This window comes from Roseovarius sp. E0-M6 (assembly GCF_037083845.1).
Classification (GTDB): Bacteria; Pseudomonadota; Alphaproteobacteria; order Rhodobacterales; family Rhodobacteraceae; genus Roseovarius.
Genome location: NZ_JBAPLA010000001.1, coordinates 757,621 through 777,421, shown reverse-complemented (window position 1 = coordinate 777,421; position 19,801 = coordinate 757,621). Strand labels below are relative to the sequence as shown.

Genomic DNA, 19,801 nt, shown 5'->3' with positions numbered 1-19,801 from the left:
CTTAGAACCGAATGAATGCCGCGGGATCAGGTTGCGACCGGCACACCCCGGCGCCCGGCCAGATCGGTGAAATACTGCCACGCCACACGGCCCGACCGCGCGCCCCGGGTGGCCTGCCATTCGATCGCCTCGGTGCGCAGCGTGTCATCGTCAATCTCGATACCATGGGCGTCGCAATAGCCCCGGATCATGGCGAGATAGCGATCCTGATCGCAAGCGTGGAAGCCAAGCCAAAGCCCGAACCGATCACTCAGTGACACCTTCTCCTCGACCGCTTCGCTCGGGTTGATGGCCGACGAGCGTTCGTTCTCGATCATGTCGCGCGGCATCAGGTGCCGGCGGTTCGACGTGGCATAGAATACGACGTTCTCCGGCCTGCCTTCGATGCCCCCGTCAAGAACCGCTTTGAGCGATTTGTAATGCTGATCATCGTGACCAAAGGAGAGATCATCGCAGAACAGCAAGAATCGCGCCTGACTTTTCCGCAACAGCGACAAGAGCCGACCGACGCTGGGAAGATCTTCGCGCTGAAGCTCGACAATCTTGAGGGCGTCATGCCCCTCGTCCCGAACCGCCGCATGCACAGCTTTCACAAGGCTGGATTTCCCCATACCCCGCGCGCCCCAAAGAAGCGCGTTGTTGGCGGGCAATCCGAGCGCGAAATGGCGGGTATTTTCCAAGAGCGTATCACGGGCCCGATCGATACCCAGAAGAAGGGACATATCCACCCGGTTCACCGTCTCGACCGGTGCGAGGCGATCAGGCTCGACATGCCAGACGAAGGCCTCGGCCGCGCCGAAATCAGGGGCCTGCAGCGGGGCCGGCGCCATCCGTTCCAGCGCCGCCGCTATACGCTCCATCGGGTCGGTCATGTATTCCGGCCCTCGGCCTCGTCTTCCTCATCGGGATGCGCGCCAAGTTCGCCTTCGTCTTCATCGTCGTCATCGAACCACAGCCCTTCGGCACGTAGCCTTTCCTCTCGCTTACGCTCGACACGGGCAACAAGATGGATCGAGATTTCGTAAAGGCCGTAAACAACGACAAACAGAATGATTTGCGTGATGACATCCGGCGGTGTGACCAGCGCAGCCAGCAGCAGAATACCCACAACCGCGTATTTCCGCACAGCCCTCAGCCCCGGCGCGGTCACCAGCCCGGCCTTGCCCATCAAGGTAAGCAGCACGGGCAGCTGAAAGCACAGGCCGAACGCGACGATAAACTTGATCGTCAGGTTGAGATATTCTTGCGCCGACCCCTGAAACACCACGCTGAGCGGCGCGGCATTTTGTGGATCACCGGTGGCAACGGCCTCACCTTCCTGTCCAAACTGCTGAAACCCCAAGAAGAAGTCATAAGCCAGCGGCGTCACGACATAAAAGGCGAACGAGGCCCCGAGAAAGAACATGAAGGGCGAGGCCAAAAGAAAGGGCAGAAAGGCTCCCTTCTCGGATTTATAGAGCCCCGGCGCCACGAACCGCCACATCTGATTAGCCAGATACGGAAAGGCCAGAATAAAGCCCCCCAGAAGCGAGACCTTGATCGCAACAAAGAACCCCTCCTGCGGGCTGATGAAAATCAGGTCACAATCCTGTCCGCGCTCGGCCAACACTTGGCAAAGCGGTGCCGTCAGGAAGTTGAAGATCGGCGTGGCGACCGTGAAACAGATCACCATCCCGATCAGAAAGGCCACGACACAACGGATCAGTCGCTTGCGCAACTCGGTGAGATGCTCGATCAGCGGCGCGGCACTGTCTTCGATTTCGTCGGGGTGGGTGTCGCTCTGGCTCATGCCTTATTCCCGGAGGCGGGCTTGTCCGCGGTTTTCTTCGGTGACGCCTTCTTTGGCGCGGCCGTCTTGGGCGCAGCCTTCTGGGCGGCGGGCTTGGATGCCGTCGTCTTGGGCTTGGCCGAACTTGTCTGTGTCTTCGCCGGCGCTTTTTTCGCCGTCGATGTGCCGCTGGCCTTACCGGCTGCCGGTTTCTTGGCGGCTGCGGGCTTTTTGGTGGTCGCGGGCTTTTTGGCGGGCGTTGTCTTCGCCGTGGATTTGTCGCCCCCGCTGCCAGCCTTGGAGGTGGCGCCCGATTTGGCCGGTGTTTTCGTCGTGGCCTTGGCAGAGGCAGGCTTCGCGGCGCCTTTTGCGGGCTCCTTGGCGACCGCTTCGGCCTCGACCTCGGGTTTGGTCTCGGTCGTTTCGGTCTTGGGCTTGTCGCCCTTGGGCTTGCCGCTCTGCATGGTCTGCTGGGTAAAGTCGTCCGAGGCTTTCTTGACGCTGTCCATCGCGGAATTGAGCGGACGCGACGCCGCTTTGAGCGTCTTTTGCACATCGCTTATGCCCGCGTCATCGGCGGCGTCATTCATCGCGCGGCTGAAGTCGCGGGCCATACCCTTGGCCTTGCCAACGAACTGTCCCACGGTGCGGAACATTCCGGGCAAATCCTTGGGCCCCACGACGATAAGCGCCACGATGCCGATGACCAGCAACTCGGTCCAGCCAAGGTCCAACATCTACGTCGCTCAGACCTTGGTCTTGTCTTTGTCAGGCGTCACGTCGCGGGCCGTGTCGGTCTCTGCGGTCTCGTCGCCTTCGTCCTCAAGCTCTTTGCTGCTCTCGCTGATACCCTTCTTGAACGAGGTGATGCCTTTGCCCACCTCACCCATCAAGGACGAGATCTTGCCCCGTCCAAAGAGCACCAACACCACAACGGCAATCAAAAGAATGCCCGGTAGGCCGATATTGTTCAGCATTACAAGTCTCCCAGTTTCAGGCCCGTCTCGTCCCGGCCCGGATTTTTCGCCCTATGTATCTATGCGCTTCGTGCGGGATGTGAAAGAACGAATGCGGAATTCCGCGCAGGAATCGCCGATTTTCGCTTTCACCCCCGTGGCAGAATCCCCGCGGCCATGAACCCACCATCTATATTGAGAATGTGGCCGTTGACAAACGCCGCCTTCTCAGACGCCAAAAAACAGACCGCATCGGCCACTTCCCGGGGCCGGGCATAGCGCGGATTGGGCGTTTGCGCATGCCAAAGCGCGCGATCTTCCGGCCCATGGGCCTCGCGTATCATGGGCGTGTCCACAGGGATCGGCGCGATCGCGTTCGCGGTGACGCCCTGATCGCCCAGTTCCGCCGCGAGAAGCCGGGTGAGCATGTCCACACCGCCCTTGGTGCAGGAATAGGCGCCGCGCCCGATATTTGCGATCTGACCGTTGACCGACGACATCGTGATAATCCGGCCCCAGCCTTTCGCAACCATCTGCCGCCCGGCCAATTGCGCGCAATGAAACGTGCCGGTCAGGTTCACGTCAAGAATGCGGTTCCAATCATCGGGATCAAAATCGAGGATGCGGGCCGGCTTGACGATGGCGGCCGACGTCACAAGGATATCGGCTCCGCCCGCCGTCTCGATCCGTGCAAAGGCCGCCTCACAGGCCGCCCGGTCGCTCACGTCGAATGCCATGCTTTGCACCGGGCACCCCGCTTCGGCCAGAAGTTCGCGGCCCCTTTGGCATTTCTCTTCGCTCGTGTCGGTGATGGTCACGTGTGCGCCTGCCTGTGCGAGCCCCTCGGCACAGGCAAGGCCGATGCCACCCGCACCGCCCGTTACCACGGCATGCTTTCCCGTCAGATCGCTCATCCCTCAGCCTCCTCTACCGGGAACACAAAACACTTATCCCGCCGCATCATCAACCAAAGCGCGTTGCCCGGACTTGGCAGGAAAACGTTGGGCACGGTCGCGCGCATCACCGAGCCGTCATGGTCCATGCGAAACTCGACAAGGCTCTCGTTACCCATGAACCGCGCCCGCACCACCGTACCGCGCACCGGCGTGCCCTCGGCCATGGTGGGGTTCGGGCCGCGTCCGTTCCTGTCGAAGTCGATCTTGACGTGCTGCGGGCGGATCACGATCTCGACCTCGCGCCCGTCGTCAACGCCGGGTGTGAAGAACTGCCCGAACGCGGTCTGCGTCAGCGCGCCCTGAACCCGGCCCCGGATCACGTTCACATCCGAGAAAAAGGCCACGCACTCACGATCCACCGGCGCGTTGTAGATATTGTAAGGCGCGCCCATCTGCACGATCCGGCCACCCCGCATCAGCGCGATTTCATCGGCCATGCGCATCGCCTCTTCGGGTTCATGTGTGACCAGAAGAACCGCGGTGCCCTGTTCGCGCAGAATGTCGAGCGTTTCGTCGCGGATGCCGTCGCGCAGCCGGTTGTCGAGCCCCGAAAAAGGCTCGTCCATCAGCATGATCGACGGCGACGGCGCCAGCGCCCGCGCCAGCGCCACGCGCTGTTGCTCCCCACCCGAAAGCTCATGGGGGTATTTCGTGCCATAAGTTCCAAGCCCGACACGCTCAAGCAGCTCGCTCACGCGGGCGCTTTGTGCCGCCCGATCCCCGCTCAGCCCGAACGCCACGTTGTCGGCAACGCTGAGGTGTGGAAACAACGCGAAATCCTGAAACATCAGGCCGATCTGCCGACGCTCGGGCGGGACACGAAAGACGGTGTCACAGATCAGCCGCCCATCGACCCAGATTTCGCCCGCGTCCTGCATCTCGACACCGGCGATCAGCCGCAAGGTGGTGGATTTTCCGCATCCCGATGGCCCCAGCAGACAAGTCACCTGCCCTGCCATCACCTTGAAGGACAGGTCATCGACCACGACGCGGCCATCATAGCGGCGCGTCAGGTTCCGAATTTCCAGTCTGGGAACGGATGCGTCCACCGAGGCCTCGCCGTGTTACCCGATAAATTTCATCGGACTTGGGGTATCGACGCGGGATAGCAACCTCCCCGCGCCGGTGCAATAGCCTGCGAAGGACCGAGGTTCAGCGCGCGCGCCGCGCCCCGGCCAGCACCGCACCAAACCCCACGATCAGCACCACGGCGCAAATGATCAACAATTGCTCATATTTGTGCCCTTCCGGCAGGATCGCGGCCCAGAACGCGCCCGCCCGGCCGAAATAGGCCGCGGCCCCCGCCATCGCCGCGCCGAACGCCACGAGATACGACCAAAGCGCGATCCGACGCCCCATCACCAGACCGACGATCAGGACCGGGGTGAGGAACATGCTGGCGGTGCCGCTCACCGCCACCGCATCGAACAATGTCCGGTTCCCCCATAAAGTCAGCACCGCCCCAAGCGCCATGAACACGATCATGGCCACGCGTCCCGCACCAAGGTTGCGTGTGCCCAGCCGCCATTCCTCGACCACAAGGCGCGCCGCGCTCGCCAACGCCGAATCAAGTGTGCTGAGCGCCGAGACCAACAACGACACCAGAAGCGCAACATAAAGCCACGGGGGAAACATCGCCGCCCACGTGCCCAGAAGTTCGCCCTCGTATTCCGCCCCGATCAGGCCGGCCTGAATACCGAAAAAGCCGAATCCGATGATGCAGAGCGTCGAAATCCAGAAGGCGTGCAGGAACGAGGCGCGTGTTGTGCGCGCATCCGCCACAAACCCACGGTCCATCATCACCGGGTCATGCGCGGGATAGGAAAAGACCTGCAAAAGCGCCACCAGCAAAAGAACTTGGCCGTTCCACGCTCCCGCAACCCCCGGCGCGGTCAGAACCGCGCCAATTTCAAAACCGGGGCTCAGGATCAAAGCGATCAGAGCGGCGCAAAAGACGCCAAGGAATACCACCATCTGAAGCACGTCCGTCCTGAGGGCGGCACTCAGACCGCCCCACGCGCTATAGGCCAGTCCAAGGCACGCTACGACAAGGATGGCCCCCTCCCGCGCCAGCGCCACTTCGGGGAGGGCGGCCGCAAAGATTAGCCCCACGACAAGCAGATTGGCAAAGACCTCACTCAGGAGCCGCAACGCGATGACAAGATTGTAACAGGCGGTGCCCGTGGTTCCGAACCGCGCGCTCAGCCAGTCCTGAACCGATCCGGCGCCGGTTTCGCGCAACCGCCCCACAATGAACCCACCGCTTAGGAAACTGCCATAATAGGCGGCATAGGCCAGCGTGCCCCAGATCCCGTAATAGTAGCCCAGAATTGCCGAGTTCATCAGCGACCGCGCGAAAATCCACGTCGTCACCTGGCTCAGAACAAGCATCCAAAGCCCCGGCGCGCGGCCATCTGTGGCGGCCCCGCCGAAGAAGCCATCAACCGTGGCGCGGCGTGGTACCACGAGAAGCGACGCAAGAATGATCAGGCCGAAAATGGCAACAATGGCGGCAGCTTGCATGGAACTCTTCCTTGGCTATTACGCCACTGGCCATAGCAGTCCAAAACGGGGCTGCCTACTGATATGACACCGCACCAACGCGCTTGTGATCATCACGACCGCCGCCAATCGTGACCCGGTGACGTGGCTAGAGCGTGGCGTTCACCGCGCCGCCATCAAGCAGGATATTCTGTCCGACAATGAACCCCGCGTGCTGGCTGCACAAAAACGCACAGGCCGCGCCAAATTCATCTGCCGTGCCATAGCGGCCTGTGGGGATCGTGGCACAGCGGTTGGCACGCGCCTCTTCCATGCTGATACCCTCCTTTTCGCTCACCCCCCGGTCCAGCGCCTCGGCGCGGTCGGTGTCATGAATGCCCGGCAGAAGGTTGTTGATCGTGACACCCGATCCCGCCACCTGACGCGACGTGCCGGCCACGTAACCGGTCAGGCCCGCGCGCGCCGAGTTCGACAGACCCAGAACCGGAACAGGCGCCTTGACCGACTGTGAGGTGATGTTGACCACCCGGCCCCATCCCCGGTCCATCATTCCCGGCAAGAGCGCCTTCATCAGCGCGATCGGCGCGAGCATGTTGGCATCGAGCGCACGAATGAAATCTTCACGGTCCCAGTCATGCCACATGCCGGGAGGCGGTCCGCCGGCGTTGGTGACAAGAATATCAACGCCCTCGGCGGCTTTCAGCAACGAAGCCCGGCCTTCTTCGGTGGTGACATCGGTCGCCACGGTCTCGACCTGAACGCCAAATTCGTCGCGGATGGTCTGGGCCGCGTCTTCGAGCACACTTTGACCCCGCGCATTCATCACCAGATCGGCACCCTCTTCCGCGAGGGCCCGCGCACAGCCAAGTCCGAGGCCCCGGCTCGATGCGCAAACCAATGCCCTTTTGCCCTTAAGTCCGAAATTCATATACTGATCCTCCCAGAATTTTCTCATACTGGCTTAACTGATTCGCGCGGCAATGCCAGCAAATGACCAGCAAGACGTCGTGAAGCCGCCACAATGTCGCGATAGCCGATGAGCGTCCCGTGTCCCGGTCTGATCCGGAAAGAGTGTGTGATGTCCGACTCAAAACCCGCCCTGATACAATCCCTGCCGGTCTATCGGTCGGCTTTGTTCAATGTGGTGAACGGAGCCAATCTGGGCGACTCCATCTCTTTCGCGGTCGAACTTGACCTTGATGACACCTATGAACTGCGCAGCGGGGCAACCCCGGTTCGGTTATCCCTCGAAACCAGTGGCGACAGCAGTTTTGTCGTTGCGGAAGATACCCGTGCCGGACAACCCGGCCAACGGATATTCCTCGACAGTTGCCTGACCTTCATGTCCAGCCGCGGCGCCACCCAAGAGCTTCTGGTGATGGTCGAAGTGGATGAGCGCGATGACGTGGCCGATGTCTATGCCTTGCCCCTCGCCCCGCTTGAGCCCAAGACCGAATATACCCTTGTCGGCATCGACACTGAAAACGCCCGCACCAAATTCGCGCAGGTGGCCTGCGTCTCGTTTTCGCGCGGCACGCGCATCACCATGGCCTCGGGCGCACAGACCCCGATCGAGGATCTGCATATCGGCGACCGCGTTCTCACCCGTGATGACGGGCCTCAGACCGTGCGTTGGATCGGGGCCTCGACGGTGCGGGCCATCGGGAGTTTCGCACCGATCTGCATCCGCGCTGGCGCGCTCAACAATTCAAATGACCTACATGTCAGCCCCGATCACAGGCTCTTTATCTACCAACGCTCGGATGCTCTTGGTGCGGGGCGGCACGAACTTCTCGTGCGGGCGCGTCATTTGGTAAACGGAACCACCATCATTCAACAGGATGGCGGTTTCATGGACTACTTCCAAATTCTCTTTGACGAACATCAGATCATCTATGCCGAAGGCATCGCCGCGGAAACGCTGTTTGTCGATACGCGCAATCGCGCAGCACTTCCCGACGATATCGACGCCGCGCTGGCCCGCGCGCTGCCGGGTCATGCCCCGCGCGCCCATCTGGACTTCGAGGTTTCCGAAAAGCTGCTCTCGCATCCCGACGCCGCGATGCTTCTCAAACGCGCCTCCACGCTCTGACGTCTCAACCGCGCAGCGCCTTGATCAGCGCGTCTTTCGACATCTCGCTGCGCCCTTCCACACCCACATCTTTGGCCTTCTCAAGGAGCTCTTCTTTCGTCCACTCCTCATAGGGCGGATGTTTTCCGCCCTTTTGCGAGGGCGACATGGAGCGATCCGCCTGTGCATTGGCAATGCGCGCGGCCTTCTCTTCGGAATAGCCCTTCTCTCGCAAAGACTGATAGGTGTCTTCGTCCTTGATACTCGGGTTGGGCATCGACACGTCCCTCTCCTCTGATATGCGCGATTTGCGGCAACGCGCCGCATCAATCATCCTTGAGGTCGTCCACCTGTTTCTTTGCGGTTTTCCCGTCGTCGGTCTTGTAGGCGGGTTTGCGCATGGCGGTCTGCATGGATTCGCGATTCCACTCTTCGCCTTTCGCGGGTTTGCCAAACGGATCTTCGGGTTTGACCGGGTTGTCCGGCTTCGCCACGGTCTTGTCGCTGGCTTTCTTGTCCGCGGTTTTCTTCTCGGTTTTCTTGGATGATGTCATAGCAACCTCCATTTACACGTTCATCTTGTCACAACGCGCGGATCTTCCCCCGGTTCCGCCCCTCTCGCACAGCCCGGGGGAAGGGCCGCGCACGATATTGCGTGCCCCCGCCTCTGCCTCTATAGCGGGCGTATGCTTGACACCGCTTCAAACCGCCCCGCCCTGCCGCCCGAGATCGCGCGCCGCCGCACCTTTGCGATCATCTCGCACCCGGATGCCGGCAAGACGACGCTGACCGAGAAATTTCTTCTTTACGGGGGCGCGATCCAGATGGCCGGACAAGTCCGCGCCAAGGGCGAGGCACGGCGCACGCGTTCGGATTTCATGCAGATGGAAAAGGACCGAGGCATTTCCGTCTCGGCCTCGGCCATGTCGTTTGATTTCAAGACTTTCCGCTTCAATCTTGTCGACACGCCCGGCCACTCGGATTTCTCGGAAGACACCTATCGCACCCTGACCGCTGTCGATGCGGCGGTGATGGTGATTGATGGTGCCAAGGGCGTGGAAAGCCAGACCCAGAAGCTTTTCGAAGTTTGCCGTCTGCGCGACCTGCCGATCCTGACCTTCTGCAACAAGATGGACCGCGAAAGCCGCGACACGTTCGAGATCATCGATGAGATTCAGGAAATGCTGGCGATCGACGTCACCCCCGCCTCTTGGCCCATCGGACAGGGGCGCGATTTCATTGGCTGCTACGACATTCTGCACGACCGGCTTGAACTCATGGACCGCGCCGACCGCAACAAGGTGGCCGAGTCGATCAAGATCGCCGGACTCGACGATCCAAAACTGACCGAGCACGTGCCCGCGAACCTGATAGATCAGCTTCGCGAAGAGGTTGAGATGGCGCGCGAACTGCTGCCCAAGCTTAACCCGCAATCCGTGCTCGAGGGACATATGACGCCCATCTGGTTCGGCTCCGCGATCAATTCCTTCGGGGTCAAGGAACTGATGGAAGGCATCGGCCTATATGGGCCCGAACCACAACCGCAATCCGCCCAGTCCCGGCAAATATCGCCGGAGGAAAAGAACGTGACGGGCTTCGTCTTCAAGGTGCAGGCCAATATGGACCCCAAGCACCGCGACCGGGTTGCTTTCCTGCGCATGGCGTCGGGCCATTTCAAGCGCGGCATGAAGCTCACCCATGTGCGCAGCAAGAAGCCGATGACGGTATCCAACCCGGTGCTTTTCCTCGCCTCGGACCGGGAATTGGCCGAAGAGGCATGGGCGGGCGACATCATCGGCATCCCCAACCACGGGCAATTGCGCATCGGCGATACCCTGACCGAGGGCGAGGCGCTGCGCGTCACCGGCATTCCATCCTTCGCGCCCGAACTTTTGCAACAGGCGCGTGCGGGCGATCCGATGAAGGCCAAGCACCTTGAAAAGGCGCTGATGCAATTCGCCGAGGAAGGGGCCGCAAAGGTCTTCAAACCCTCCTTCGGTTCGGGCTTCATCGTGGGCGTCGTCGGCGCACTTCAGTTCGAGGTTCTGGCCTCCCGGATCGAACAGGAATACGGCCTGCCCGTGCGCTTTGAAGGCTCGCAATTCACCTCCGCGCGGTGGGTTACCGGACCACGAGACGCGGTCGACAGGTTCACGGCGGCCAACAAACAGCACATCGCCCATGATAATGACGGCGATGTTGTCTACCTCACGCGCCTGCAATGGGACATTGACAGGGTCGAACGGGACTGGCCCGACATCACCCTTTCGGCGACCAAGGAAATGATGGTTGGCTGATCCATTGATAGGCCGGTAATTTTCGATCAAACCCTCTTGACCCCTGATCATGCCCGGAATATCAGCACCGCAGTTTCGGCGGAGTAGCTCAGGTGGTTAGAGCAGCGGAATCATAATCCGCGTGTCGGGGGTTCAAGTCCCTCCTCCGCTACCAAATCCCAACTCAAGTTCAGATGTCTCACCGGTTCTGTCGGATACGCGGTCCGGGCCTCAAGCGCCCGCCATGTGACATGGTCATGGGTGTGATAGGCATGTCGTGCAATATGTCTGACCTGCGCGACAGAAGCCATCCTCATGGCCTGCCTTTGCCGACCAAGGCGCACGCCACCCGACCTGCGGAGGATGTTCTTGTCATGGCCCGGCCTTCCGTGACGTGGCCCGCCAATACCCTGATACACAGGCTATGCGCATCGCAACGCAAGATATCGGCGTGGCCCGCAGCGCGCCCTTATCTGACGCTTCGGGATAACGGCGTGGCACTTTCGCGGATATGTCCTGGCTTAACCCACCGGATGATTGAGCTATCGTCACAAATGTCTTACACCTGAAAATCAGCTCAAAACGCGCAGCTACAAGATCAGGAGCTCAAGTGTCTCTCTTTCTAATCGTTCTCCTGCCGTTTCTGGGCGCATTGCTGCCCGGGCTCATGAATTCAGCGGGCCGACAGGCCTGCGCGGGCGTCACCTTCATCGTGACACTGGCCGCCTCCATCGGCCTTTTGACCAACCTGCCCGCCATTATCGCGGGCGATGTCGTGACGGCACGTATCGCTTGGATACCCGAACTCGGGCTGGGCTTCACGCTGATGCTCGACGGGTTGGGCTTTTTCTTCGCCAGCCTGATACTCGGCATCGGCCTGCTGATTATCACCTATGCGCGGTTCTATCTTTCGCGTGACGATAACATGGGTGAATTCTTCACCTATCTGCTTTTGTTTCAGGGCGCGATGGTCGGCATTGTCCTGAGCGACAACATCCTGTTGCTGCTGGTCTTCTGGGAGTTGACCTCGCTCTCGTCCTTTCTGCTCATCGGGTATTGGAAGCACCTGCCCGAAGGCCGGCAGGGCGCGCGCATGGCGCTGGCCGTGACCGGGATGGGCGGGCTGGCCATGGTCGGGGGCATGCTGATACTGGGCCAGATCGTCGGCAGCTATGACCTGAGCGTCATTCTCGAGAACCGTGAGGTGATCCAGAATTCACCGCTTTATGTGCCTGCGCTGCTGCTGATTCTGCTGGGCTGTTTCACCAAATCGGCGCAGTTTCCGTTCCATTTCTGGCTGCCGCATGCCATGGCCGCGCCGACCCCTGTGTCGGCCTATCTCCATTCGGCCACCATGGTTAAGGCCGGTATTTTCCTGATGGCGCGCATGTGGCCGGTGCTGTCGGGCACGCCGGAATGGTTCATGATCGTCACCACCGCAGGGCTTGTGACCATGGTGCTGGGCGCGGTCATCGCGCTGTTCAAGCACGATCTCAAGGCGCTGTTGGCCTTCTCGACCGTCAGTCATCTGGGCCTGATCACCATGCTTCTGGGCACCGGCACCGCCTTTGGCGCCATGGCGGCAGTGTTCCACATCCTCAACCATGCGACGTTCAAGGCCGCTCTCTTCATGTCGGCGGGCATCATCGACCACGAGGCGCATACCCGCGACATCAGACGGCTGGGCGGGCTGCGCAAGCTGATGCCGGTCACCTTCGTGATCGCGTCGCTGGCGGCGCTCTCGATGGCGGGCATTCCGCTTCTCAATGGCTTCCTGTCCAAGGAAATGATGCTTGAAGAGGCGCTTCACACCACCCTCTTTGACGCCTATTGGCTGGTGCCGGCTCTCGCGGTGCTCGGATCGCTCTTTTCCGCCGCCTACTGCTTCAGGCTGATCGGACATGTCTTCCTTGGCCCGGTGCGCGACGATTACCCTGCCAAGCCGCACGATCCGGGGTCGGGCATGTGGCTTCCACCCGCGATCCTCGTGGTGCTGGTGGTCGCGATCGGTGTCGCGCCGTTCCTCGCGGAACCCTATGTGCGGCTCGTGACCGAGGCAGTGCTGGGCGACACCGCGGCCCTGCCCAAGGCGCATTTGAAAATCTGGCACGGGCTCGTTCCGGCGCTCTTCATGTCGATCGCGGCGGTGGCGGGGGGGCTCTTCCTTGTGATCATCTACGCGCCCCTGCTGCGCGGCTGGGACGCCATGCCACGCCCCGAGGCCAAGGAGATTTTCGACCGGGTCATCGCTGGCACGGTGGCGTTGGCGCGCGGGATCATCCGCCCGCTGCATGATGGCGCATTCACACGCTACGGCGCGATCATGGCGGCCACCGTTGTTGTTGTCGGGCTGCACGCATGGATGACAGGCACCACGGGGGCCACGGCACGCGGCCTGCAACCGGTCGGCGCAGTGCCGATCGCGGGCTGGATCATGCTCGTGGCGGCGACCTGCGGCATGGTCTTCCTGCATCGCAACCGCCTGTTGGCGCTGATCTTCATCGGGATCGTGGGGCTTATGGTGTCCGTGGGCTTCATTTACTTCAGTGCGCCCGACCTTGCGATGACGCAAATCACGGTTGAGGTGGTCACCATTATCCTGATGCTTCTGGCGCTGAATTTTCTGCCCAACCGCACCCCGATCGAAAGCAGTATCCTGCGGCGGTCGCGGGATGCGGCGGTGGCGCTGGCGGCCGGGGGTGCGGCGACCATGCTGTCGCTGAATTACCTCCTGCGTGACAGCGTGACCTCGCCCATATCCGAATTCCATCTGGCGAATTCCTACAAGGGCGGCGGCGGCACCAACGTGGTGAACGTGATCCTTGTCGACTTCCGGGGCTTTGACACCTACGGCGAAATCATCGTGCTCGGCATCGCGGCCCTGCTGATCTATGCGCTCACCGAAACGCTTCTGTCGGGCCCCGTGCGTGCGCGCCTGCTCAACCGGACACCCGATCAGATACGCGCGGGCGACATGCACCCGATGATGATGGTCGTGCTGACCCGCGTGATGATGCCCGTGGTGCTGATGGTCGGGTTCTACATCTTCCTGCGTGGCCATAACGAACCGGGCGGCGGGTTCATCGCCGGTCTGGTCGTGTCGATCGCGGTGGTGATGCAATACATGGCCAGCGGTTTCAGCTGGACCTCGTCGCGCCTGCGCTATCCCTATCACGGAATCATCGGCGCCGGGGTGCTGGTGGCCGGTCTCACCGGGATCGGCTCGTGGTTCGTGAGCAAGCCATTCCTGACCTCGGATTTCACATATGTCCGCATCCCGCCCTTCGATAAGTTCGAACTTGCCACCGCCGCAGCCTTTGATCTGGGCGTGTTCCTCGCCGTGGTCGGCGCAGTGATGCTGTCGCTTGAAAGCTTCTCGCGGCTTGCACGCCGCGCGCATGTCCCCGATGCCGAACACGCGATGGACATTGATCCGTCTCGCGACGACGCAGACACCTTAGCCAATCCACAAGCCGAGGGGGGAGCGTAACATGGAACTGCTCGTTGCATCGGCCATAGGTATCCTGATCGCGGCGGGGCTTTACCTCGTGCTGCGCCTCAGAACCTTTCCCGTCATCCTCGGGATCTCGTTGCTGACCTACGCGGTCAACGTGTTTCTCTTTGCGTCGGGGCGATTGACCGTGGGGGCACCGCCGATCCTGATCAAGGGGGTCGAGACCTATACCGATCCGCTGCCGCAGGCGCTCGTGCTCACGGCGATCGTGATCTCCTTCGGGATGACGGCTGTTATCGTGATGATCGCGCTCGGCGCCTATCTGGGCTCGGATGACGACCATGTCGACGATCTCGACGAGGACGCACAGACCAAACCGGAGGATGCGGCATGACCCACTGGATCGTTCTGCCGGTGGTTCTGCCCGCCATCCTCGCGCCGTTCATCGTGCTGGCTGCGCGCTATCACATCGGCATCCAACGGGTGTTTTCGGTGGCAGGCGTGGTCGGGTTGATAGCCCTTGCCGGCGGACTGGCGCTGGAGGCGTCGGACGGCACCGTAACCGTCTACCAACTGGGCGACTGGGCCGCGCCCTTCGGCATCGTGCTGGTCGGTGACAGGCTCTCGACAATGATGATCCTGTTGACGTCGGTGCTGGCCTTTTTCGTGCTGCTCTTTTCGATCGGATCGGGGTGGGACGAACGCGGGCGTCATTTCCACGCGCTTTTTCAGTTTCAGTTGATGGGCATCATGGGCGCCTTCTTGACCGGAGACCTTTTCAACCTTTTCGTGTTCTTCGAGGTGCTGCTCATCGCCTCTTATGGCCTGATGATTCATGCCGGCGGCAATGACCGACTGCGCGCAGGGGTCCAATATGTGCTGTTCAACCTGCTGGGCTCCACGCTCTTTCTTTTTGCCCTCGGCTCGATCTACGCCGAGACCGGCACGCTCAACATGGCCGATCTCGCCCAACGGGTAACGCTGATCGGCCCCGAGGCGACGGTGGGCATCCGCGTGGCGGCGGTGCTTCTGCTTCTGGTCTTTGCGATCAAGGCCGCACTTGTGCCGCTGCATTTCTGGCTGCCATCCAGCTATGCCGAGGCCCCGGCCCCCGTGGCGGCCCTCTTTGCCATCATGACCAAGGTCGGCGCCTATGCGATCATCCGTGTCTACACGATGGTCTTTCCCCCTGACCTCGAGGTGACGGCGGGGCTGCACGGGGCGTGGCTCTTGCCCGCGGCGCTCGTCTCGCTTTCGGTGGGGATGATCGGCGTTCTCGCCGCGCGCAAGCTCGATCGGCTCGTGACCTTTGCGGTGATTGGCTCGATGGGGATGATCATGGTCGCCATCTCGTTGTTCACGGCCCCCGCCATCGCAGCGGCGCTTTATTACATCGTGCACTCAACCCTGTCGGCGGCGGTTCTCTTTCTCGTGGTTGATCTCGTGCGCGCGGGACGCGACGATCTGCGCCTCACCACCCTGCCCCCCGCCGCCGGGGCGGCACTGACCTCGGCGCTCTTCTTCGTCGGGGCAATCGCCATGGCCGGCTTGCCGCCGCTTTCGGGCTTTCTGGGCAAGTTGCTCATCCTTGACGCGGCCTTCGCCTCACCGCTCATGGCCTGGACATGGGCGATCATCCTCAGCGCGAGCCTGATCAGCGTCGTGGGTTTCGCCCGCGCCGGAAGCACGGTTTTCTGGAAGGCCCGCAGCGTTGAGACGACCGAAGACAGCCCGCTCCTTCCACGCCCCGCGAACCTCTCCTATGTTGCGGTCGGCGGGCTGATTTCGCTTCTGGTGGCGCATACGGTCTTTGCCGGGCCGGTCTACGCCTATATGAACGCCACATCGCAACAGCTTTTCTCGCCCGAGCCCTATATCTCGACTGTTCTGGACACACCCGGCAAGTTGTCTTCGCCGAAGGAGGGCCACTGACATGACCGGCGCTATCCGTTGGCTTCTTCCGCATCCGTTTCTAACGCTGCTGCTGGCGGGTGTCTGGGTGCTCCTTCAGAATCAGGTATCGGCAGGGATGGTCGTTTTCGGCCTCATCCTCGGCGTGATCATCCCACGCATCACCGCGGTCTGGTGGCCTGACCGACCCCACGGAATCCGGTTCGGACGTATGATGATTTATATCCTCATCGTGCTGTGGGATATCATTGTCGCAAACATTCAGGTCGCGTGGATCGTGCTTACCCGCCCCAACGACAAACTGCGCCCGGCATGGGTCGTTATCCCGCTCGACCTGCGTCAGCCCGAAGCGATTTCGATCCTTGCGGGAACGATCACTCTCACCCCGGGCACGGTCTCGGCGGATTTGTCGAACGAAGGCCACAGCCTTCTTGTTCACGCGCTTGACACCGACGACCCGGACGCGGAACGCGATCGGATCAAGGACCGGTACGAAAGACGTCTGAAGGAGATTTTCCTTTGAGCATAGCCACCGACCTCATGAACATCGCTCTCATTGTCGCCTTTGTCTCCATCGGGCTGGCACAGATCATGGCGATGGTCCGGCTCATTGTCGGCCCTGACACAGGCGACCGTATACTCGCGCTCGACACCATGGTGGTGAATGCCATCGGTCTCATCGTCCTGATCGGCATCGCACAGGGCACGCGCATCTATTTCGAGGCGTCGATGATCATCGCCATGCTCGGCTTCGTATCGACCGTGGCCTATGCGCGCTTCAAGCTGCGGGGGGACATCATCGAATGACACTTGAAACGCTTGGCATATTGGTCGTCGCCTTCTGCCTTCTCATAGGCGCGATCTTCTCGTTGGTCGGTTCGATCGGCCTTCTCAAGTTCAATGGGTCGATGACGCGGCTGCACGCCCCCACCAAGGTCGGCACTGTAGGGGTCGGCGCGCTTCTGCTCGCCGCGATGATCCACTCCTATCTTTACGGGGAAGGGTCGATGCACGAGCTTCTGATCATGGCGTTCCTCTTCGTCACCGCGCCCATTTCGGCGCATTTCATCGCCAAGGTCAGCATTCTGGGCCGGTCCTGTGATACGCCCCCCAAACCCGCAAATGACACAACATGGGCCACGCTCGACGTGGCGGACCGTGACATGGACGAAAGCCTGGATCACAAAGCCTGAGGTCTTGTTCATTCAGCACAAGATCCGGAACGCCGCGAAAACCCACGGCCCACAAACGCACACCTCCGGATCAAATTAAAGCGTTCCGCCTTCAACCTGAGACGTCAGCGACAGGCAAAACGCGCTAGTAAAGCCCACCCGACGAGATGGTACCGAAGGTCGCTTTCTCGCCCACTTGGCCGGTCCCGCCATCCGAGGTGGTAACGTCGCGGATGACTTCGCCTTCCCCCGTCGCATAAAGCTCAAGATCGTTGCCCATCGCGAACCCGCCATCAAAGGCGAGACCAAAGATCGGCTCTTCGCCTTCGCGGAAATACTCGGCCACGACGTTCGGCCCGCTGGCATCGTCAGGCAGGCGTGCACCTGTATAGCGGTCGATCTTCATGAAGAACCCGCCGGGCGGCAGATCAAACTCACCGCCCCCATACTTTTCGGTCGCCTTGCGCATGAACTGTGTGAAAACCGGCCCGCACATCCCCGCGCCATAGGCCCCCCGCCCAAGGCTGCGCGGCTGATCGAACCCGATATAACACCCCGCAACGATATTGCTGGTGAAGCCCACGAACCATACGTCGCGCGCGTCATTGGTGGTGCCGGTCTTGCCCGCGACCGGGACACTCAGGTTGACGTTGCCACGCGCCGTGCCCCGTTCGACCACACCGCGCAGCATCGAGGTAAGCTGATAGGCCGTGATCGCATCCATCACACGTTCGCGGTTCGACACGATACGCGGGCTGCGCGATCCCGAGATGCCCGGATCATCGCAGTCGGTGCAGATGCGCTGATCGTGACGATAGACCGTGCGGCCATAGCGGTCCTGCACCCGGTCCACCAGCGTCGGCTCCACACGCTCACCGCCATTGGCGAACATCGCATAGGCCGCGACCATGTTGTAAAGCGTCGTCTCCTCCGACCCGAGGCTGTTGGCAAGATAGGGGCCCATGTCGTCATACACGCCAAACCGCTCGGCATAGGACGCCACGGTCTCCATCCCGACCTCCTGTGCCAAGCGGATGGTCATGAGGTTCCGGCTCTGCTCGATCCCGGTCCTGAGCGGGGTCGGCCCATAGAACTTGTTCGACGAGTTGCGCGGCCGCCAAAGGCCCTGCGGCGTGTTGATCTCAATCGGCGCGTCCACGATGATCGTCGCAGGGGTATAGCCACTGTCGAGGGCCGCGGCAAAAACAAACGGCTTGAAGCTTGATCCGGGCTGCCGCTTGGCCTGTGTGGCCCGGTTGAACACCGAATTTTGATACGAGAATCCACCCTGCATCGCGATCACACGGCCGGTATTGACGTCCATCGCCATGAACCCGCCCTGTGCTTCGGGCACCTGCCTGAGGGTCCAGCGGATGAAATCGCCGGTGCCGTCGTCGCCTGTGGTCATACGGCGGACATGCACCACGTCACCCACATCGAAATTATCCTGAAAATTGCCGCGCATCCATGAAATGTCTTTTCGCGGCACAACGGGCGCCTCGGCTTCCGACGGGCTGACCCCCTCGATCCCAAGGGTGATTTGCTGGCTTTCGATGCCACGCACCACGGCAACATGCCAATTGCCCTGCAAATCGATATCGCGCGCCACGTCGACATTGGAAAGCGCGTCACGCCACGCGGCCTCATCCTCGAGAAGCGCCGGGTCGATGCTCTCGCCCGTTCCACGCCAAAGGCCCCTGCCCCGGTCATATTCCTCGAGCTTGCCTTGTAGCGCGTGTGCCGCCTCCACCTGCATTTCAGGGTCCAGCGTGGCCCGCACGCTCAGCCCGCCGGTGAAAAACTCGCCCTCGCCGAAATCGCGGCTCAGCTGCCGGCGGATTTCATCCGTGAAATAGTCCCGTGGCGGCAGGTTGTCCCAGAACGGATCATAGTCGCCATTCTGCACGGATTTAAGCGGCATGTCCTGTTCGGCCTGATACACCGCCTCGGTGATGTATCCATTTTCCTGCATCTCGCGCAGGACGAAATTCCGACGCTGCAAAAGCCGATCCTTTGCCCGCACCGGATGGTAATCCGACGGTGCCTTGGGAAGCGCGGCCAGAAACGCCGCCTCATGTGGGGCAAGCTCGTTCAGCGACTTGTTGAAAAAGGTCTGTGCAGCGGCGGTCACACCGTAGCTGTTCTGCCCAAGATAGATTTCGTTGAGATAAAGCTCAAGTATGTCCTCCTTGCTCAGCGTTTCCTCGATCCGGGTAGCGAGAATGATCTCCTTGATCTTCCGCTCAACCCGGCGCGACCCATCCAGAAGGAAGTTCTTCATCACCTGCTGAGTGATGGTCGAGGCGCCGCGCACGGTTTCGCCCCGGGTGCGGATCGCCTCGAGGCCAGCCGCCGCGATACCCCGCGCGTCATAACCTCCGTGCTCATAGAAATTCTTGTCCTCGGCGCTGATGAAGGCCTGTTTGATAAGATCGGGAATTGCCTCGGCGGGGGTGAACAGACGGCGTTCACGGCTGAATTCGTCGATGATCCGCCCCTCGGCTGAAAAAATCCGGCTGATCGTCGGCGGCGTATAGGTGGCAAGGCTCTCATGACTGGGAAGGTCGCGGCTATAAACCCATATCACGGCCCCGACGGTCAGAAAGATGGCCATCGCCGACAGTGTCAGAAGGGTGAAAATCGATCCGAAAAAAGAAAGTATCGCTCTTAGCACGCCTGCCCCCATGTGAATGGCTCTGTCGATATAGGCATCGTGTCGCGTTTCGTCAAAAGCC

The 19,801-nt window shown here is 61.2% G+C and carries 19 protein-coding genes and 1 tRNA gene; 9 read left to right on the top strand and 11 right to left on the bottom strand.

All coding sequences use genetic code 11. From position 1 onward, the window contains the following. Positions 1-26: 26 nt before the first annotated feature. From V8359_RS03830 to V8359_RS03795, 8 genes are all read right to left on the bottom strand, one after another. Complete coding sequence (locus V8359_RS03830; protein WP_336427382.1) at positions 27-872, bottom strand: ATP-binding protein; 846 nt, start codon at positions 870-872, stop codon at positions 27-29. Continuing rightward, positions 869-1,789, bottom strand: a complete 921-nt coding sequence (gene tatC / locus V8359_RS03825) for a twin-arginine translocase subunit TatC (RefSeq protein WP_336427381.1) — start codon at positions 1,787-1,789, stop codon at positions 869-871. The genes V8359_RS03830 and tatC overlap by 4 nt, the downstream gene beginning before the upstream one ends. Further along, positions 1,786-2,505 carry a Sec-independent protein translocase protein TatB gene (tatB, locus tag V8359_RS03820; protein ID WP_336427380.1) on the bottom strand — a complete coding sequence of 240 codons (720 nt, stop codon included), beginning with the start codon at positions 2,503-2,505 and terminating at the stop codon, positions 1,786-1,788. Before tatB ends, tatC begins: the two co-directional genes overlap by 4 nt. A gap of 9 nt (positions 2,506-2,514) precedes the next feature. Next, positions 2,515-2,745, bottom strand: coding sequence for a twin-arginine translocase TatA/TatE family subunit (locus V8359_RS03815; RefSeq protein WP_336427379.1), 231 nt, complete (start codon positions 2,743-2,745; stop codon positions 2,515-2,517). A 128-nt stretch (positions 2,746-2,873) separates the two neighbouring features. Beyond that, positions 2,874-3,638 carry an SDR family NAD(P)-dependent oxidoreductase gene (locus tag V8359_RS03810; RefSeq protein WP_336427378.1) on the bottom strand — a complete coding sequence of 255 codons (765 nt, stop codon included), beginning with the start codon at positions 3,636-3,638 and terminating at the stop codon, positions 2,874-2,876. After that, on the bottom strand, positions 3,635-4,729 hold the full coding sequence (locus V8359_RS03805) for an ABC transporter ATP-binding protein (protein ID WP_336427377.1): 1,095 nt from the start codon (positions 4,727-4,729) through the stop codon (positions 3,635-3,637). The genes V8359_RS03810 and V8359_RS03805 overlap by 4 nt, the downstream gene beginning before the upstream one ends. A 103-nt stretch (positions 4,730-4,832) precedes the next feature. Next, the gene (locus tag V8359_RS03800; protein ID WP_336427376.1) at positions 4,833-6,203 is read right to left on the bottom strand and encodes a sodium:proline symporter; all 1,371 of its coding nucleotides are present in this window, start codon (positions 6,201-6,203) and stop codon (positions 4,833-4,835) included. A gap of 127 nt (positions 6,204-6,330) precedes the next feature. Continuing rightward, positions 6,331-7,110, bottom strand: a complete 780-nt coding sequence (locus tag V8359_RS03795) for an SDR family oxidoreductase (protein WP_336427374.1) — start codon at positions 7,108-7,110, stop codon at positions 6,331-6,333. A 150-nt stretch (positions 7,111-7,260) separates the two neighbouring features. Here V8359_RS03795 and V8359_RS03790 point away from each other — a divergent pair, with 150 nt between their 5' ends. After that, positions 7,261-8,274 (top strand): Hint domain-containing protein, encoded by a 1,014-nt coding sequence (locus tag V8359_RS03790; protein WP_336427373.1) that lies wholly within the window; start codon positions 7,261-7,263, stop codon positions 8,272-8,274. A 4-nt stretch (positions 8,275-8,278) separates the two neighbouring features. Here the strand turns inward: V8359_RS03790 and V8359_RS03785 are convergent, their stop codons facing one another. Together V8359_RS03785 and V8359_RS03780 are read right to left on the bottom strand one after the other, a co-directional pair. Then, positions 8,279-8,530, bottom strand: coding sequence for a DUF7218 family protein (locus V8359_RS03785; protein WP_336427921.1), 252 nt, complete (start codon positions 8,528-8,530; stop codon positions 8,279-8,281). A gap of 49 nt (positions 8,531-8,579) precedes the next feature. After that, complete coding sequence (locus tag V8359_RS03780; RefSeq protein WP_336427372.1) at positions 8,580-8,807, bottom strand: hypothetical protein; 228 nt, start codon at positions 8,805-8,807, stop codon at positions 8,580-8,582. Positions 8,808-8,939: 132 nt separating this feature from the next. On the opposite strand from V8359_RS03780, the gene V8359_RS03775 reads away from it, so the two are divergent. The 8 genes from V8359_RS03775 to mnhG all read left to right on the top strand — a co-directional run bounded on the left by V8359_RS03775 (position 8,940) and on the right by mnhG (position 17,087). Next, positions 8,940-10,550, top strand: coding sequence for a peptide chain release factor 3 (locus V8359_RS03775; protein ID WP_336427371.1), 1,611 nt, complete (start codon positions 8,940-8,942; stop codon positions 10,548-10,550). 77 nt (positions 10,551-10,627) lie between these two features. Then, positions 10,628-10,704: transfer RNA gene (locus V8359_RS03770), tRNA-Met, on the top strand. Positions 10,705-11,139: 435 nt separating this feature from the next. Then, positions 11,140-14,019, top strand: coding sequence for a monovalent cation/H+ antiporter subunit A (locus tag V8359_RS03765; RefSeq protein ID WP_336427370.1), 2,880 nt, complete (start codon positions 11,140-11,142; stop codon positions 14,017-14,019). Position 14,020: 1 nt separating this feature from the next. Further along, positions 14,021-14,377: a Na+/H+ antiporter subunit C gene (locus V8359_RS03760; RefSeq protein ID WP_336427369.1), complete on the top strand. Its 357-nt coding sequence runs from the start codon at positions 14,021-14,023 to the stop codon at positions 14,375-14,377. Next, a complete protein-coding gene (locus tag V8359_RS03755; protein ID WP_336427368.1) occupies positions 14,374-15,915 on the top strand; it encodes a monovalent cation/H+ antiporter subunit D in 1,542 nt (513 codons plus the stop codon). The genes V8359_RS03760 and V8359_RS03755 overlap by 4 nt, the downstream gene beginning before the upstream one ends. A gap of 1 nt (position 15,916) precedes the next feature. Beyond that, a complete protein-coding gene (locus tag V8359_RS03750) occupies positions 15,917-16,417 on the top strand; it encodes a Na+/H+ antiporter subunit E (protein ID WP_336427367.1) in 501 nt (166 codons plus the stop codon). A 17-nt stretch (positions 16,418-16,434) separates the two neighbouring features. Then, complete coding sequence (locus V8359_RS03745) at positions 16,435-16,701, top strand: K+/H+ antiporter subunit F (protein ID WP_442970323.1); 267 nt, start codon at positions 16,435-16,437, stop codon at positions 16,699-16,701. Further along, positions 16,698-17,087, top strand: coding sequence for a monovalent cation/H(+) antiporter subunit G (gene mnhG / locus V8359_RS03740; RefSeq protein ID WP_336427365.1), 390 nt, complete (start codon positions 16,698-16,700; stop codon positions 17,085-17,087). Before V8359_RS03745 ends, mnhG begins: the two co-directional genes overlap by 4 nt. Positions 17,088-17,211: 124 nt before the next feature. On the opposite strand, the gene V8359_RS03735 is transcribed toward mnhG, so the two are convergent. Then, positions 17,212-19,740 carry a penicillin-binding protein 1A gene (locus V8359_RS03735; protein WP_336427364.1) on the bottom strand — a complete coding sequence of 843 codons (2,529 nt, stop codon included), beginning with the start codon at positions 19,738-19,740 and terminating at the stop codon, positions 17,212-17,214. Between the last annotated feature and the right edge of the window lie 61 nt (positions 19,741-19,801).

Bases quoted from the DNA above. Each gene is read 5' to 3' on its own strand.
- V8359_RS03830 (WP_336427382.1), bottom strand. From the start codon at position 872: ATGACCGACCCGATGGAGCGTATAGCGGCGGCGCTGGAACGGATGGCG.
- tatC (WP_336427381.1), bottom strand. From the start codon at position 1,789: ATGAGCCAGAGCGACACCCACCCCGACGAAATCGAAGACAGTGCCGCG.
- tatB (WP_336427380.1), bottom strand. From the start codon at position 2,505: ATGTTGGACCTTGGCTGGACCGAGTTGCTGGTCATCGGCATCGTGGCG.
- V8359_RS03815 (WP_336427379.1), bottom strand. From the start codon at position 2,745: ATGCTGAACAATATCGGCCTACCGGGCATTCTTTTGATTGCCGTTGTG.
- V8359_RS03810 (WP_336427378.1), bottom strand. From the start codon at position 3,638: ATGAGCGATCTGACGGGAAAGCATGCCGTGGTAACGGGCGGTGCGGGT.
- V8359_RS03800 (WP_336427376.1), bottom strand. From the start codon at position 6,203: ATGCAAGCTGCCGCCATTGTTGCCATTTTCGGCCTGATCATTCTTGCG.
- V8359_RS03795 (WP_336427374.1), bottom strand. From the start codon at position 7,110: ATGAATTTCGGACTTAAGGGCAAAAGGGCATTGGTTTGCGCATCGAGC.
- V8359_RS03790 (WP_336427373.1), top strand. From the start codon at position 7,261: ATGTCCGACTCAAAACCCGCCCTGATACAATCCCTGCCGGTCTATCGG.
- V8359_RS03785 (WP_336427921.1), bottom strand. From the start codon at position 8,530: ATGCCCAACCCGAGTATCAAGGACGAAGACACCTATCAGTCTTTGCGA.
- V8359_RS03780 (WP_336427372.1), bottom strand. From the start codon at position 8,807: ATGACATCATCCAAGAAAACCGAGAAGAAAACCGCGGACAAGAAAGCC.
- V8359_RS03775 (WP_336427371.1), top strand. From the start codon at position 8,940: ATGCTTGACACCGCTTCAAACCGCCCCGCCCTGCCGCCCGAGATCGCG.
- V8359_RS03760 (WP_336427369.1), top strand. From the start codon at position 14,021: ATGGAACTGCTCGTTGCATCGGCCATAGGTATCCTGATCGCGGCGGGG.
- V8359_RS03755 (WP_336427368.1), top strand. From the start codon at position 14,374: ATGACCCACTGGATCGTTCTGCCGGTGGTTCTGCCCGCCATCCTCGCG.
- V8359_RS03750 (WP_336427367.1), top strand. From the start codon at position 15,917: ATGACCGGCGCTATCCGTTGGCTTCTTCCGCATCCGTTTCTAACGCTG.
- V8359_RS03745 (WP_442970323.1), top strand. From the start codon at position 16,435: ATGAACATCGCTCTCATTGTCGCCTTTGTCTCCATCGGGCTGGCACAG.
- mnhG (WP_336427365.1), top strand. From the start codon at position 16,698: ATGACACTTGAAACGCTTGGCATATTGGTCGTCGCCTTCTGCCTTCTC.